General features: G+C 57.3%; 12 protein-coding genes. 6 read left to right on the forward strand and 6 right to left on the reverse strand.

From position 1 onward, the window contains the following. Nucleotides 1–22 precede the first annotated feature (22 nt). Nucleotides 23–1,366 carry an MFS transporter gene (locus AUC61_RS03705; RefSeq protein ID WP_243244507.1) on the forward strand — a complete coding sequence of 448 codons (1,344 nt, stop codon included), beginning with the start codon at nucleotides 23–25 and terminating at the stop codon, nucleotides 1,364–1,366. Between the two features lie 116 nt (nucleotides 1,367–1,482). On the opposite strand, the gene AUC61_RS03710 is transcribed toward AUC61_RS03705, so the two are convergent. Beyond that, nucleotides 1,483–1,989 carry a GNAT family N-acetyltransferase gene (locus AUC61_RS03710; protein WP_243244508.1) on the reverse strand — a complete coding sequence of 169 codons (507 nt, stop codon included), beginning with the start codon at nucleotides 1,987–1,989 and terminating at the stop codon, nucleotides 1,483–1,485. Between the two features lie 345 nt (nucleotides 1,990–2,334). On the opposite strand from AUC61_RS03710, the gene AUC61_RS03715 reads away from it, so the two are divergent. From AUC61_RS03715 to AUC61_RS03735, 5 genes are all read left to right on the forward strand, one after another. After that, nucleotides 2,335–3,732: a COG3014 family protein gene (locus tag AUC61_RS03715; RefSeq protein WP_243244509.1), complete on the forward strand. Its 1,398-nt coding sequence runs from the start codon at nucleotides 2,335–2,337 to the stop codon at nucleotides 3,730–3,732. Between the two features lie 13 nt (nucleotides 3,733–3,745). Then, nucleotides 3,746–4,117, forward strand: coding sequence for a YcfL family putative periplasmic lipoprotein (locus AUC61_RS03720; RefSeq protein ID WP_243244510.1), 372 nt, complete (start codon nucleotides 3,746–3,748; stop codon nucleotides 4,115–4,117). A gap of 41 nt (nucleotides 4,118–4,158) precedes the next feature. After that, nucleotides 4,159–4,746, forward strand: a complete 588-nt coding sequence (lpoB, locus tag AUC61_RS03725; protein WP_243244783.1) for a penicillin-binding protein activator LpoB — start codon at nucleotides 4,159–4,161, stop codon at nucleotides 4,744–4,746. Between the two features lie 3 nt (nucleotides 4,747–4,749). Further along, nucleotides 4,750–5,490 (forward strand): penicillin-binding protein activator LpoB, encoded by a 741-nt coding sequence (locus AUC61_RS03730; protein WP_243244511.1) that lies wholly within the window; start codon nucleotides 4,750–4,752, stop codon nucleotides 5,488–5,490. A gap of 221 nt (nucleotides 5,491–5,711) precedes the next feature. Continuing rightward, the gene (locus AUC61_RS03735; RefSeq protein ID WP_243244512.1) at nucleotides 5,712–6,953 is read left to right on the forward strand and encodes a nucleoside recognition domain-containing protein; all 1,242 of its coding nucleotides are present in this window, start codon (nucleotides 5,712–5,714) and stop codon (nucleotides 6,951–6,953) included. A 3-nt stretch (nucleotides 6,954–6,956) separates the two neighbouring features. Here the strand turns inward: AUC61_RS03735 and AUC61_RS03740 are convergent, their stop codons facing one another. The 5 genes from AUC61_RS03740 to AUC61_RS03760 all read right to left on the reverse strand — a co-directional run bounded on the left by AUC61_RS03740 (nucleotide 6,957) and on the right by AUC61_RS03760 (nucleotide 14,140). Further along, nucleotides 6,957–8,183, reverse strand: a complete 1,227-nt coding sequence (locus AUC61_RS03740; protein ID WP_243244513.1) for a DUF5924 family protein — start codon at nucleotides 8,181–8,183, stop codon at nucleotides 6,957–6,959. A gap of 293 nt (nucleotides 8,184–8,476) precedes the next feature. Then, nucleotides 8,477–9,862: a M16 family metallopeptidase gene (locus AUC61_RS03745; RefSeq protein WP_243244514.1), complete on the reverse strand. Its 1,386-nt coding sequence runs from the start codon at nucleotides 9,860–9,862 to the stop codon at nucleotides 8,477–8,479. Between the two features lie 72 nt (nucleotides 9,863–9,934). Then, nucleotides 9,935–11,587 (reverse strand): Na/Pi cotransporter family protein, encoded by a 1,653-nt coding sequence (locus tag AUC61_RS03750; RefSeq protein WP_243244515.1) that lies wholly within the window; start codon nucleotides 11,585–11,587, stop codon nucleotides 9,935–9,937. Nucleotides 11,588–11,977: 390 nt separating this feature from the next. Continuing rightward, complete coding sequence (locus AUC61_RS03755; RefSeq protein ID WP_243244516.1) at nucleotides 11,978–12,745, reverse strand: TerC family protein; 768 nt, start codon at nucleotides 12,743–12,745, stop codon at nucleotides 11,978–11,980. 87 nt (nucleotides 12,746–12,832) lie between these two features. Continuing rightward, nucleotides 12,833–14,140: a CitMHS family transporter gene (locus AUC61_RS03760; RefSeq protein WP_087271672.1), complete on the reverse strand. Its 1,308-nt coding sequence runs from the start codon at nucleotides 14,138–14,140 to the stop codon at nucleotides 12,833–12,835. Between the last annotated feature and the right edge of the window lie 102 nt (nucleotides 14,141–14,242).

The following is a 14,242-nucleotide window of genomic DNA, read 5'->3' on the forward strand; positions in this document are numbered from 1 at the left end:
ACCTAAAAGAAGGACCGGAAAATTGAGCGATCAATCCACTCCGAACACTGCACTCGCCAGATTCTGCGAGAAAACCGGCATCCCCTATCCCATGTTCTGGGGCTTCGTCGGCCTCTTGATTTTCATGATCGGCGATGGCGTCGAATTGGGTTATCTCTCCCCTTTCCTTAGCGAACGCGGCATGCCTGCCGATGAAATCGCCATGGTCTTTACCGTCTACGGCGTCACCGTCGGTATCTCTTCCTGGTTGGCCGGCGCGCTCTCGAACATCTGGGGTCCCAAGCGCGTGATGATTATTGGCTTGCTGATCTGGAGCGCCTTCGAGGTGCTGTTCTTGATCTACGGCCTGCAGAAGCTCAGCTACTCGATGATCCTGCTCACGTACGGCTTGCGTGGCTTCGGCTACCCGCTGTTCGCTTATGGGTTTCTGGTGTGGATTGCCGCCGCAACGCCATCGCGCAAAATGGGCATGGCCGTTGGCTGGTTCTGGGTGGCTTATGCAGCCGGGTTGCCGACCCTTGGCTCGCTGGTCGCCAGCGTCAGCATCCCGTTGATTGGTGCCATGGCCACTTTCTGGTTGTCTTTCGCCCTGGTAGTAATCGGCGGAGTCATCGGCCTGGTGGGCATGCGCGACGCACACGGTATGAAACGTCTGGCCCCCGAAGGCGAAAAACCGCTGGTGTCGATGGCCAAGAACATCACCATCATGTGGGAAATGCCCAAGGTGTCGCTGGCAGGTCTGGTGCGCGTGATCAACACGTCATCGATGTTCGGCTTCCTGGTCATCATGCCCGGGTTCTTCATGCACACCGTGGGCTTCAGCCTTGAAGAATGGCTGCGACTGCTGACCATCGTGTTCGTGTTCAACATCATTGGTAACCTGGCCTCAAGCATCATCAGTACCCGGATCGGCTATCGCAACACGATCCTGTGGCTGGGCGCGGTAGGCAGCACGATCAGTACACCGCTGTTCTTCTTCATGCCGCAGGCATTCCCGAACGACTTCCTGATTGCCTCGATATTCGGTGCTTTCTACGGCCTGACGCTGGCCTGCTTCGTACCGCTTTCGGCACTGGCGCCTGCCCTCGCCCCGCAGAACAAGGCAGCCGCACTGTCGGTATTGAGCCTTGGTGCAGGCGCATCGACCTGGGTCGGTCCTGCCGTAGTCGCCATCTTCCAGGACAGCTTCGGCCTGGCGGGCGTGGTCTGGGCATTCACCGGCCTCTATGCGCTGAGCGCAGTCATGACCGCCTTCCTGCGCGACCCTGAGCCGGTGTTCGAACCGACACTGACCAAGACCAAACGGAAAATCAAAATCAGTGCGCCGCGTCTTGATTACCGTTGGGCGCATGCGGAGCAGAAGTAGGTAAGAGTTATCGCAATCTTTGTGGGAGCCGGGCTTGCCCGCGATGCAGACGACGCGGATTTCAGGCTCACCGCGTCAGCTTCATCGCCGGCAAGCCCGGCTCCCACAAAAGCCACTCAGACACGCCGCAAGACGTAAAACTTGCTGTCCACCTTCATCACCGGAAAGCTCTCCGGCAACTCTTCTTTAGCCACCTCAGCAAAACCGTGTTTTTCGTAAAACCGGTGCGCAGCGAGAAACTTGTCGGTGGTGCCCAGGTAGATGTCTTTCACGCCGCGCTGCCAGGCCTCCTCAAGCAAGGTGCTGAGCAACTTCGCTGCAACCCCGAATTCACGCCCGCGAAAAGGCGCCGCCACGAACATTTTGCGCAGGGCTGTCTGCTGCGCGCCGATGTCTTTGAGGCCTATGGTGCCGATCACCTGCCCGTCCTGTTTAGCAACCCAGAAATCACCGTTGCCGACCTGATAGAAGTCCGGAATGGCTTGCAGGTCCGGCTGGTCTTCAGCCGTTATCACTATGCCGAACTCTTCGCGCTGGATGGGCAGGATCACGTCGACAACGCCCTGCTGATAGGCGCTCTCGAAACGATAAATCTGGATGTTGCTGGCGGTTGAAGTTGGCAAAACACAGGTCTCCTTCGAGTGGGGCGAGCGCCGAAAGCAGCAGATATTTGCATAGCTGTGCCGCTTACATAACCCTGTCATTGATGAAAAATTGCGGCGCCGGAAGAAACTTTATGTGAGGCAGTTCTCTCCGCAAGCGTAGGAATCAGCCTAAAAGCTTGTGAGCTATCAAAAAGCCATTGTCAGCACGAAAATGCCGCTTATAATCCCGCGCCCTGCGCTGCAAACGACATTCGCTCGCAACAAGGGGTCTCATTGAGCCGCCAACAGAAGGCTGCTTTTTCAAACGGATTTGCATAGCGGCTGGCTCAGTCCCTGCTATCTATTTCAGGGAATGAACGCTTCATGCCTTCTCGTGCACTGACTGCTCTTGTGCTGCTCGCTGCTCTGCAACTGGCAGGCTGCTCTGCCTTCCGTAGCTACGACACCGAACTCAAAGAAACCAACCTTCAGCTTGCCAGCGGCAACGTTGACGGTGCCTTGGGCGTGCTGGAAAAGAACAACACCAGTGCCGACAAGGATCTGCTTTATTACTTCGAGAAGGGCGAGCTGCTGCGCGCCAAGGGTGATCTTGCAGGCAGCCAGACCGCATGGCGTACCGCTGATAACGTAGTCTACCAGTGGGAAGAGTCCGTCAAGCTGGACACCGACAAGTACCTGGCCCAGTTCGGCAGCTTCCTGGTCAATGACAAAGTGCGTCGCTACGAAGGTTATGACTATGAAAAGGTCATGCTGACCACGCAGATGGCTTTGAACCTGCTGGCCAGGAATGACTTTGAAGGCGCACGCGTCGAGATCAAGAAAACTCACGAACGTGAAGCCGTGATTGCAGAACTGCGTGACAAGGAATACCTGAAGAGCGAAGAAGAGGCAGAAAGCAAAGGCGTAAAAACCGAATTCAAGGACCTGAAGGGCTACCCGGTAGCCTCCCTTGATGCACCTGAAGTTGTTGGCCTCAAGAACAGCTATCAGAGTGCGTTCAGCCATTACCTGTCCGGCTTCGTTTATGAAGCCATGGGCGAGAAAGGCCTGGCTGCGCCGGGTTACCGCAAGGCGGCAGAACTACGTCCGAACACGCCATTGCTGGATGAAGCACTGCTCAAGCTCGATAGCGAGCAGAGCAAGGACGGCTACAGCGAAGTGCTGATCGTGGTACAGAGCGGCTTTGCTCCGGCACGCGATTCGGTGCGTATTCCGCTGCCACTGCCCATCAGCGGCAATCTGGTGATCACCCCGCTGTCGTTCCCGGTGATCAAGCCGGACACAACCACCGCAGCCTTCACCCAGATCGGCCTGGACGGTCAGCAGATCAACCTGACCAAACTCAACAGCACCACTGATATGTCTCGTCGCGCACTGCGTGATGACATGCCCGGGATCATTCTGCGCACCACCGTTCGTGCGATTACTCGCGGCGTCGCGCAAAAGCAGATCAATGACGTGAACCCGCTTGCCGGTCTGGCCGTGGGTATCGCCTCAGCCATTACCGAAGGTGCAGACACCCGTACCTGGCGCACGCTGCCGGACAATACTCAGGTCGCCCGCCTGCGCCTGCCTCAAGGCATGCATAGCGTGATCCTGCCTTCCACCACCGGCGGTACCCATGTGCAGGTCAAGGTTGATCAGCGTTATCAAGTCGTCGCGCTGCGTGCCATTGGCAATCAGGTTTATACCGACGGCCTGATTGCTCAGGTAATGCCATCGACTGCACCGCAAGCCATCGCGACCACCAAACAACCCTGAACGGAGACCCACCATGCGTATCAAGATTCTCGGCGCACTCGCTATGGCCCTGCTTGTCGGCTGCGCCACCCCGCCGCCACCGGCGCCCGGCAGCGCGGCCAGCAAAGTGGTGTCGCTGGGTAACATGAAGAACATCGAAGTAGGTGCCATGCGCGTCGCCCGCGAAAACGGTTTTCTCACCGTCAATGTGCAGCTCAACAACACCAGCAGCTACAACAAGCAGATGTATTACCGCTTCGCCTGGCTGGGCAACGATGGCTTTCCCGTAGCCGATGCAGAGGCCTGGAAAAGCACGACGTTGTACGGCACCCAGACCAGCTACCTGCCCGCCATTGCACCGACGCCGAAAGCCACTGACTTTCGCCTTGAAGTGAAGACGCCTTGATCTACCCCCTATTTTGTTCAGTTGAAGAGAACTCCCGAATGCTGTTTATCCGCCTTTGTTCCATCGCCGCTGTCGCTCTGCTCGCCACCGGTTGCGCCAACAACTCACCCGCGCTGGGTAGCAAGAACATCAGCTACGGCGACACCAAAGCTGTTGAAACCATCACCAACGAATTCGGTTCCACCGATCTGCAGATGATCGCCGAGTCCATGACTCGTTCGCTGGCTCAATCCGGCATTCTGCAAGGCCGTCCGGTGGTTCAGGTTTACGACGTAAAGAACAAGACCAGCGAGTACATCGACACCCGTGAGATCACCACGTCGATCAAGACCCAACTGATGAAATCCGGTACCGCCCGCTTCGCCAGCGACAATACCGAGATGCAGAGCCAGGTTGATCAGCTCAAGCTGCAAAACCAGAGCGGCCTGTACAAGAAATCGACTGTCAGCAAAACCGGCAATATGGTCGCTGCCAAGTACCGCCTGGAAGGCTCGATCAGTTCCATCGTCAAGCGCAGTGCAGATTACAAGGACGTCTTCTATAAATTCAGCCTGCAACTGATCGATGTAGAAAGCGGGCTGGCTGAGTGGATGGACGAGAAAGAAATCCGCAAAACCACGGAGCGTTAATCAATGCGTGCATGGATGGGTATCTTCGGCCTGGTGTGCGCCTTCGGCGTTCAGGCCGCACCGAAAATCGCAGTCACCGACCTGGCTTTTCAGGAACGTGTAGAGGCTTATATCCACACTGTTTCGGCAAAGAACAACTTCCAAGCTAACTACTACAGCGCCAGCGGCTCATCCAGCTATGACGAGTACGAGGCTCGCTACAGCTATATCGAGCAGGGAGAGCTGCGCAAATTCAGCGGCGACATCAAAGGCGAGATTCTCAAGTCCGGGATGTTCCAGCTTGTGCAGGGGACGCCCTACACCGCCGGGTCCAAAGAGGACGTTTATGATGTCATCAAGCGCATCAAGAACGGCAGCTTCAAGGGCGCGGACTACGTGTTGTTCGGCACCGTTTCGGATGTCGACTTCCAGCAGGACATCGGCGAGCTGGCGAACACCAACAGCTATTCGGCGATTCTGGGTCTGACGCTGGTGGCCGACTTCAGCCTGATCAACACCCGGACTTTCGAAATCACCTCGGCGTTCACGGCCATGGGTGAGGGGCAGGACACCAAACTGGTCAACAGCCGCGACGTCAAAGTCTCTCTGAATCGTCCCCGTGTTGTGCGGGACGTGTCCCAATCAATCGGTGTGGATGTCGCCCGCCAACTGCGCGAGCAACTGCGCGGCGAAGTGGAATACACCGGGCAGCCGATGCAGCAGAACAATCTGCCAAGGGATGAAGCTCCGAAGATTTTGCGCTGAGTAAAAAAGGGGCGGCTTTTATAACCGCTCCGTCGCCCGGATTGAAATGATATTTCCCGTGGGAGCGAATTCATTCGCGACGGCGGCGGTCCTGAAAAATATCCGGGGCTGACACACCGCTTCGCGAATGAATTCGCTCCTACCGGTTTATCCGACACGTCCAGGGTTTGTTGTTTGCCCTTGCACCGCTATCATCGCGGCATCTTGCGGGGGACTTGTGAATGCTTAACGCTCTATGGCTCGGTTTTTTTCTGATTGCAGCAATCTCCGCATTCGGCCAGTGGCTGATTGGTGGTAACGCTGGCATTTTCGCGGCCATGGTCGAAAGCATCTTCGCCATGGCCAAGCTGTCGGTTGAAGTCATGGTGCTGCTGTTCGGCACACTGACGCTCTGGCTGGGCTTTCTGCGAATTGCGGAGAAAGCCGGGATCGTCGACTGGCTGGCAAAAGTCCTCGGCCCGCTGTTTCTACGTCTGATGCCCGAAGTCCCCTCTGGCCACCCCGCCCTTGGCCTGATTACGCTCAACTTCGCTGCTAACGCTCTGGGACTGGATAACGCGGCAACGCCTATCGGCCTCAAGGCCATGCGTTCCCTGCAGGAACTGAACCCCAGCCAGACCACCGCCAGTAATGCGCAAATTCTGTTTCTGGTACTCAACGCGTCTTCGCTGACCCTGCTGCCCGTCTCTATTTTCATGTATCGCGCCCAGCAAGGTGCGGTGGACCCTACGCTGGTGTTCCTGCCGATCCTGCTGGCAACCAGCGCCTCAACGATCGTCGGCCTGTTGTCGGTTGCATTCATGCAGCGTCTGCGGCTGTGGGATCCGGTCGTGCTGGCCTACCTGATCCCCGGCGCACTGCTCCTCGGCGGTTTCATGGCATTACTGGCAACCATGTCGGCGACGGCATTGGCGGGCCTCTCTTCCATCCTCGGCAACCTGACGTTGTTCGGCCTGATCATTATGTTTCTAGTGATCGGCGCGTTGCGCAAGGTGCAGGTCTATGAGGCGTTTGTCGAAGGCGCGAAGGAAGGTTTCGACGTCGCCAAAGGCCTGTTGCCCTATCTGGTAGCGATGCTCTGCGCGGTCGGCGTGCTGCGTGCTTCGGGCGCTTTGGATCTGGGCCTGGAAGGCATTCGTCACCTGGTTCAATGGCTCGGTCTCGACACCCGCTTTGTCGACGCTCTGCCCACCGCAATGGTCAAGCCATTCTCAGGTAGTGCAGCCCGGGCACTGCTGATCGAGACCATGCAGACCCAAGGCGTGGACAGCTTCGCGGCTCTGGCAGCCGCGACGATTCAAGGCAGTACCGAAACCACGTTCTACGTGCTGGCTGTCTACTTCGGTGCTGTCGGCATTCAGCGCGCCCGCCATGCTGTGGGCTGCGCGCTGCTGGCTGAACTTTGCGGCGTGATCGCGGCGATCATGGTCACCTACTGGTTCTTCGGGGCCACTGCGCAGTAATGCTCAAGGCTGCTCGGCCTCAGGCTCGGCAGCCTCTGGTTTCGCGTCCGGCTCTGCCGCCTCGGGCTGAGCCGCTTCAGGCTGAGCGGCCTCAGGTTGCTTCACCTCCGGCTCTGAACGTTGCGGGGCAGCTTGATCTTTATCGCTGCCGCTGTCATCACCACCCGGCTTGAGACGGATGATACGGCCGCCCGGTCGAGTGACTGCGGGCTGATCAGCCTCGGTGACTTCAAAGCGCAGCACACCAATCATCTGCCCGTCTTCGGTCAGCACCCTCACCTGCCATTTGCCAACAGCGTCCTGTGGGAAATTACGCTTATGGGTCCATGCCCGGTAGCCTTCCTTACGACCGCCATGGATATCCAGCGCGATGCGGTCGACCTCTTTGCCGTTGTGCCTCCACACGTGATAAATGCGCTCATCCAGACCACGCGGGGCATTGATCGAGGTGTAGGCGTACAAACCACTGCTGCGGACCTGATTGGCGCTCACTTCAGTAATGCTATCGCCGGGAGTACGGTTCTTGTTGTCGAAGTCGGTACTCACCGCTACCTCGGTAAGCCACAAAGTTGCAGGTGGCACCCAGGAACGTAGCAGCCAGCCTGCGCCGCCAATAACCAGAATGGTCACGACCACTCCGACTCCGCGCCGCCAGCTATTGACCGGGAAACTCGATATCAGGCTGGGGAATGACAGCAGCATGGCGATGCCCAGCGACAGTTTGTAACTCTCGGCCGTGGTCAGGTGCAGGATGATCGGCAACGCGGTCAGCAATGCGGCAAAAAGCGTCAGCGTGTGCAAGGCCATGAACAGCCAGCGCCGGGGTGCGAGCCATTTGTAGTACAGCGGGTCAATGATGGAAATCAGCCCTGCCGCGCCCAGCATCCCGGTAAAAATCGCCTGGGCGCTGTTCCATGTGGTGGTGATGAAGAAGAACGGCAGAACGAAGAACAGACTCTCCTGGTGGATCATCTGCGTGCCATAACGCAACAGTCCGGCAGGGATCTCGCGCTTGAAGACTTTGGTGAACAGCACCATGGCGCTGCTTTCGACCATCAACCACAGCCAGCTGAGCAGCATCACCACGGCAATCCAGGTCGCCAGGCCTTCCTGGCGATCGACGAGGATGAAGCTGGCGATACCCGAGATGAAACCACCCGCCGCAATCAGCCCTGGATAACGCTTCATCAGTTCAACGATGCGGACGATCAGGGATTTCCATTGGGGCATTTCGGCGATTCACTTGGTGGCTGGAAAAAGGGTCAGCAGGATAACAGTGCTGCCAGTGAATTCATTGTTCGGTGTTCTGATACGGCTATCTCGGGAGCTGCGCCGGCGGCACGGCGAACACAAGCCCCTGTCGGAGATTCTATGTTTCCCTGCTAACTCAATTCCCCGTGGGAGCCGAGCTTGCTCGCGATACATGAGACGCAGCTAGACGACATACCGCGTTATTGTTTATCGTCGGAATGCCGCCCAGACCAAGCTCGGCTCCCACAGAAGCAGGATTCCAACCTGAATGATCATCGGCGTTTGCGACGATAGCTGTTAACACGCCATCCAACCAGCAGCACCAGAATGCCCGCCACTGCCGTCGTCAGCCAGAACAGCCCGTCATAACTCAGCAGCGGCTGCTCAGTGCGCCAGTAGCTCTTCTGTTTGAGTAACTCACGCAGAGCACGGTTGGCGCTGTCCAGGCTAACCGCTTTATAACGCTTGGACGGATCTGCAAACCGGCCCTTTTCGTAGTCGTTGAGCGCGCCCCAGTAATAATCCGCCAGGGCACTGTTGCCCTGCACGGCCCAGGCCTGCTTGGCGATGGTCGCTTGCTTGATACGAGCGAATGCCGCCGGATCAAGGCCATCGATCTGCAGACGCTCAAGCATGACGCGGATGTCTTCCTTAGCCTGATCAACATCATCGCGCTCCAGATCGGCATTCAGGCTCATGAAGCCGCTGCCACCAAACACTTCCCGGTCGACCCACGGCCCGTAGGACAAACCATGCTTGAGTCGCAGGTCGCTGTAGAGCGCCCATTCGAGGTAGTCGCTGACCAACTCCAGCGTTTCATCGTGCTGATCGTCCAGCAACGGTTCATTGAAAATCAAATGCAGCCGCGCGGCGTCGCCCAATGCGCCGCGAATCAACGTGCTGTCTTTCTCGGCATTGTCATTGGCCTCGGCCAAGGGCGGATGCTCTATGGGGTCGAGCGCGTCCAGCTCACCAAACGTACGCTCCAGATAGCTAGGCAGCAGCCGGTCCAGGTCGCCCACCATGATCAGCGTCATGTTGTTGGGTGCATACCAGGAACTGAAAACCTCTTGAACCTGTTCCAGAGTGATGTGATCGACTTGCGGACGCTCGGCACATTTGAGGCCCATCTCCACGGCCAGCTGGCTGCTGGCTCCATGGCCCAGATCCTTGCGGTCCAGCCAGCGCTGCAAGTGCGAGTAATGGCCGCCGTCTTCACGCTCGACGATACGTTTAACCGTATCCAGATCTGCCTGATCGAAGTGAGTTTTGGTCAGCACTTCCAATAACAGATCCAGCACCTTGCGCTGGTTTTGCGCCGGGGCTTCAATCACGAACGTAGTATCGGTATTACTGGTGAAGGCGTTCCAGTCGCCCCCCAGCGCCTGCATGCGCTCTTCCAGCCCACCTTCGCCTGCATCATCAACACCGCTGAACAGCAAGTGCTCCAGCAGATGCGGCAGCTCTTTGTCTTCGCAAGAAAAGTCATCAAAGCCTATGCCGACTACTAGGCGAATCGCCACATGGCCTTTCTCATAGCCAGGTTTGAGCAGCAGTTGCAGACCGTTGGGCAACAGGTAGCCCTCAACCTGAAAACGGTCGAGAGCAGATGAAGGCAGTGCGATCAAAAACAGACAAGCGAACAGCAGGCAACGCATAAAACATTGCTTCCTTGCGGATCGGTATGTCTAACAGACTTCGATGTGCCCGGTACGTTCACATCCCGTCTTTTACGCTGACTGCTCAGGCTCGCTTTCGCTGGACAGCGCGCCGGTGTCAGCAGTTTCCAGTACCGCATAGGCACTGCTGCAGAACAGCGAGTTGAGACGTTTCATGTCGGCGATCAGCTCAAGATGCAGCGAGCTGGTTTCAAGACTCTGCACGACTTTGCGCTGTAAGCGGCTGACGTGTGCGTGGGCCAGACGTCGTTCCTGTGCCCGGAAGCGGCGTTTCTCACGCAACAACTGGCGAGCGCTTTCCGGATCGCTGCTGAGAAACACCGACAGGCCCAGCCGCAAGTTGGATAACAACTGGGACTGCAGGCCCGCCAGTTCTTCCAGCCCGACCTCGGAAAACGAGCGGCGCTGAGAGGTTTTCTGCTGCTGGATTTTGCGCAGCATGCGTTCGATCAAACCGGCAGCCAGTTCCAGGTTGATCGTCAGCTCGATAATCTCCGCCCAGCGCCGGTTGTCTTGCTCACCGAGATCTTCTCGGGGCATCTGCGCCAGATACAGTTTGATTGCGCTGTACAGCGCCTCGACGTCATCGTTAAGACGCCGCATTTCCTGGGTCATGGACGTTTGCGTACCGCGCAACACTTCCAGCATCGAGCCGAGCATGCCTTCGATCAGGTCGCCCATGCGCAGGGTTTCCCGCACGGCGTTGGCCAGTGCCAGGCTGGGTGTAGAAAGTGCTGTCAGATCCAGATGGCGCGGCTTGGCCAACCCGTTGACCTCGGGACGCTCCGGCAAGATGACCGAACACAGCCGCGCCATTGGACCGACCGTGGGCAACATGACCAGACAGCGCGCGGTGTTGTAGATCAGGTGAAAGCCGATGACCATGTCTTGCGGGCTGAAGCCCAGGCTGTCGATCCAGTGCACCAGTGGGTCGAGTACCGGAATGACCAGCAGCAGGCCAAACAACTTGTACAGCAAGCTGCCCAAGGCCACCTGGCGACCGGCAACGTTCTGCATGCTGGTACTCAGGAAGGCGAGCATGCCACTGCCGATGTTGGCGCCGATCACCAGACCGATGGCCACCGGTAAGCTGATGATCTCAGCCCCCGCCAGCGTTGCGGTCAGCAGAACTGCGGCAAGGCTTGAGTAGGAGATCATGGCGAACAACGCGCCAACCAGGGCATCCAGCAGCAAATCGCCGGTCAGCGAAGCAAACAGTACTTTCACGCCAGCGTTTTGGGTGATCGGGGCCGCAGCGGCGACGATCAGTTGCAGCGCCAGCACAATCAGCCCAAGGCCAATGGCAACGCGCCCCATCTGACCAAGACGGGTCTGCTTGCGAGACAGAAAGAACACCACGCCCAGGAAAATCAGCAGCGGCGACAGCCAGGACAAATCAAACGTCAGAACTCGCGACATCAACGCGGTACCGACATCCGCACCCAGCATGATCGCCAGAGCAGGGGTCAGCGCCATCAGGCCCTGACCGACAAATGAAGTCACCAACATGGCGGTGGCATTGCTGCTCTGCACCACCGCAGTTACCAGGATACCGGCGATGAACGCCAGCGGACGCCTGGACATGTTCTGACTGATGACCTGGCGCAACTGCGCTCCGTACACGCGCAGAATGCCGGTACGAACAATGTGAGTGCCCCAGATCAGCAAGGCCACGGCCGAAAGCAAATCGAGCAGGGTCAGCATACGGAAAGCCCCCTGAGGTGTGCCCATGCGGGCAATGAATTGAAGGTGCAGCGAATGGCGCGTGTAATGGCTTTACTAACCTTTAGTCGGCCTTTGGCTTAAATGCCAGCATTGCATCACATCAGCCCATTGAAACAAATCTGTAATAAATCAGCCATCTACATTTGCGTACAGGCCGCGCACTCCCCTGTAGGAGTGAACTTGTTCGCGATCTGGCGCGAAGCGGCAGCAACGGCAGCGACTCGGTGCATTTGCTGAAACAGAGTCGCCAGATTTACGACTGCTACGCAGCCGTTCGCGAACAAGTTCACTCCTACAGGTATAGTGGCCGGGCCATCAGCAAAAAAAAGGGGCACATCACTGCGCCCCGTTCTTTAACAACACATCGGTTTACTGCCCCGGAACGTCTTTACGCAGCTTGACCGGCTCGCTTTGCGCCTTCTTCTTGGCGTGCGCGATGCGCATCTTGATGTTGATCGCTTCAACAGCAAGGGAGAACGCCATTGCGAAGTACACGTAACCTTTAGGCACATGCACGTCGAACGCTTCGGCGATCAATACGGTACCTACAACGATCAGGAACGACAGCGCCAGCATCTTCAACGATGGGTGCTTCTCGATGAAGTCGCTGATGGTACCTGCGCACAACATCATCACCAGTACGGCAACCACAATCGCGGCAACCATGACCGGCACATGGGAAACCATGCCGACAGCAGTGATAACCGAGTCCAGCGAGAACACGATGTCGATGATCGCGATCTGGATGATGGTGTAGATGAACTTGCCACCTTTGCCACCCGGTGCGTCCGCCGATTCTTCTTCGCCTTCCAGGCCGTGGTAGATCTCTTGCGAGCTTTTCCACAGCAGGAACAGACCACCAAAGAATAGAATCAGGTCGCGGCCCGAAATGCCCTGCCCCATCACTACGAACAGATCAGCGGTCAGACGCATGACCCACGTAATCGATAGCAGCAGCAGGATGCGGGTGACCATGGCCAGCGCCAGACCGAAAATCCGGGTGCGCGCCTGCATGTGCTTGGGCATGCGGCTGACCAGGATCGAGATCATGATGATGTTGTCGATGCCCAGAACAATTTCCAGGGCAGTCAGGGTAAAGAAAGCAATCCATATTTCAGGACTGGTCAGCCATTCCATTTTGTAATCCTTTGAGCGTTTAAACTTTTGCGGCCCAGACCCGACGATAAAGACCGGGGCATGGGCCGCAAAACAAGTGAGCCGACTTTATAGACTGCTGTAGAAAGGAAAGATCCCCATCAGCAAAGCGGCAACCATTATGCACAGGCAAACCAGAACTGCCCACTTCAAGGTGAAGCGCTGGTGGTCACCAAATTCGATACCGGCCAGTGCTACCAGCAGGTAAGTCGAAGGAACCAGCGGGCTGAGCAAGTGAACCGGCTGACCGACGATGGAGGCACGGGCCATTTCCACTGGCGAAATACCGTAGTGAGCAGCCGCTTCAGTCAATACCGGCAACACGCCAAAGTAGAACGCGTCGTTGGACATGAAGAAGGTAAACGGCATGCTGACCAGTGCAGTAATGACCGCAAGGTACGGGCCCATTGCGTCCGGAATCACTGCCAACAGGCTCTTGGACATGGCATCAACCATGCCCGTGCCGGTCAGAATGCCGGTGAAGATACCTGCGGCGAAGATCAAACCTACCACTGAGAGCACGCTACCGGCGTGAGCCGCCACACGGTCTTTCTGATCCTGCATGTTCGGGTAGTTGATGATCATCGCGATACTGAAGGCGATCATGAACAGCACTGGCAACGGCAACAGGCTCATGATCAGCGAGATCATCAGCACCAGTGTCAGCGCACCGTTGAACCAGATCATCTTCGGACGACGGGCATCCGGAAACTGCGAAACACTGATTTCGCTGTGATCGGCTTCATCGCCCTGCAGATGCAGTTCGCCCAAACGAGCGCGCTCACGCTTGCCATAGAAGTAAGCAATCAGCAGAAGTGCAACCACCCCGGCGAACATAGCCGGAATCATTGGTACGAAAATATCGGATGCTTCCACATGCAACGCACTGGCTGCGCGGGCGGTCGGCCCACCCCATGGGGTCATGTTCATGATGCCGCCCGCCAGAATGATCAGGCCGGCCATGATGCGTGGGCTCATACCGATGCGGCTGTACAACGGCAGCATCGCTGCGACGCAGATCATGTAAGTCGTTGCGCCGTCACCGTCCAGAGAAACCACCAGTGCCAGCACCGCAGTACCCACCGATACTTTCATCGGATCGCCTTTGACCCACCTCAGAATCTGACGCACGGCCGGGTCGAACAAACCCGAGTCGATCATCAAGGCGAAGTACAGAATGGCGAACATCAGCATCACGCCAGTCGGCGCGAGCTTGGTGATACCGGCCAGCATCATCGGGCCGATTTCGGTGGCGAAACCGCCGAAAATGGCAAAGAGGATCGGTACCAGAATCAGAGCAATCAGCGCGGAAAGGCGCTTGCTCATGATCAGGTACATGAAAGCAATCACCATGGCAAAGCCAAGGAAGGTCAACATAGTAAATACTCCAGGCGGTACGCGATTGGCTAAGGCGAAAGGCTAATCAGCTCAAAAAGAGCGGCGCAGGGAGTGGGAGCGAAAGCGGGGAATGCAGCAGGG

It is taken from the genome of Pseudomonas maioricensis, from assembly GCF_022790535.1.
Classification (GTDB): domain Bacteria; phylum Pseudomonadota; class Gammaproteobacteria; order Pseudomonadales; family Pseudomonadaceae; genus Aquipseudomonas; species Aquipseudomonas maioricensis.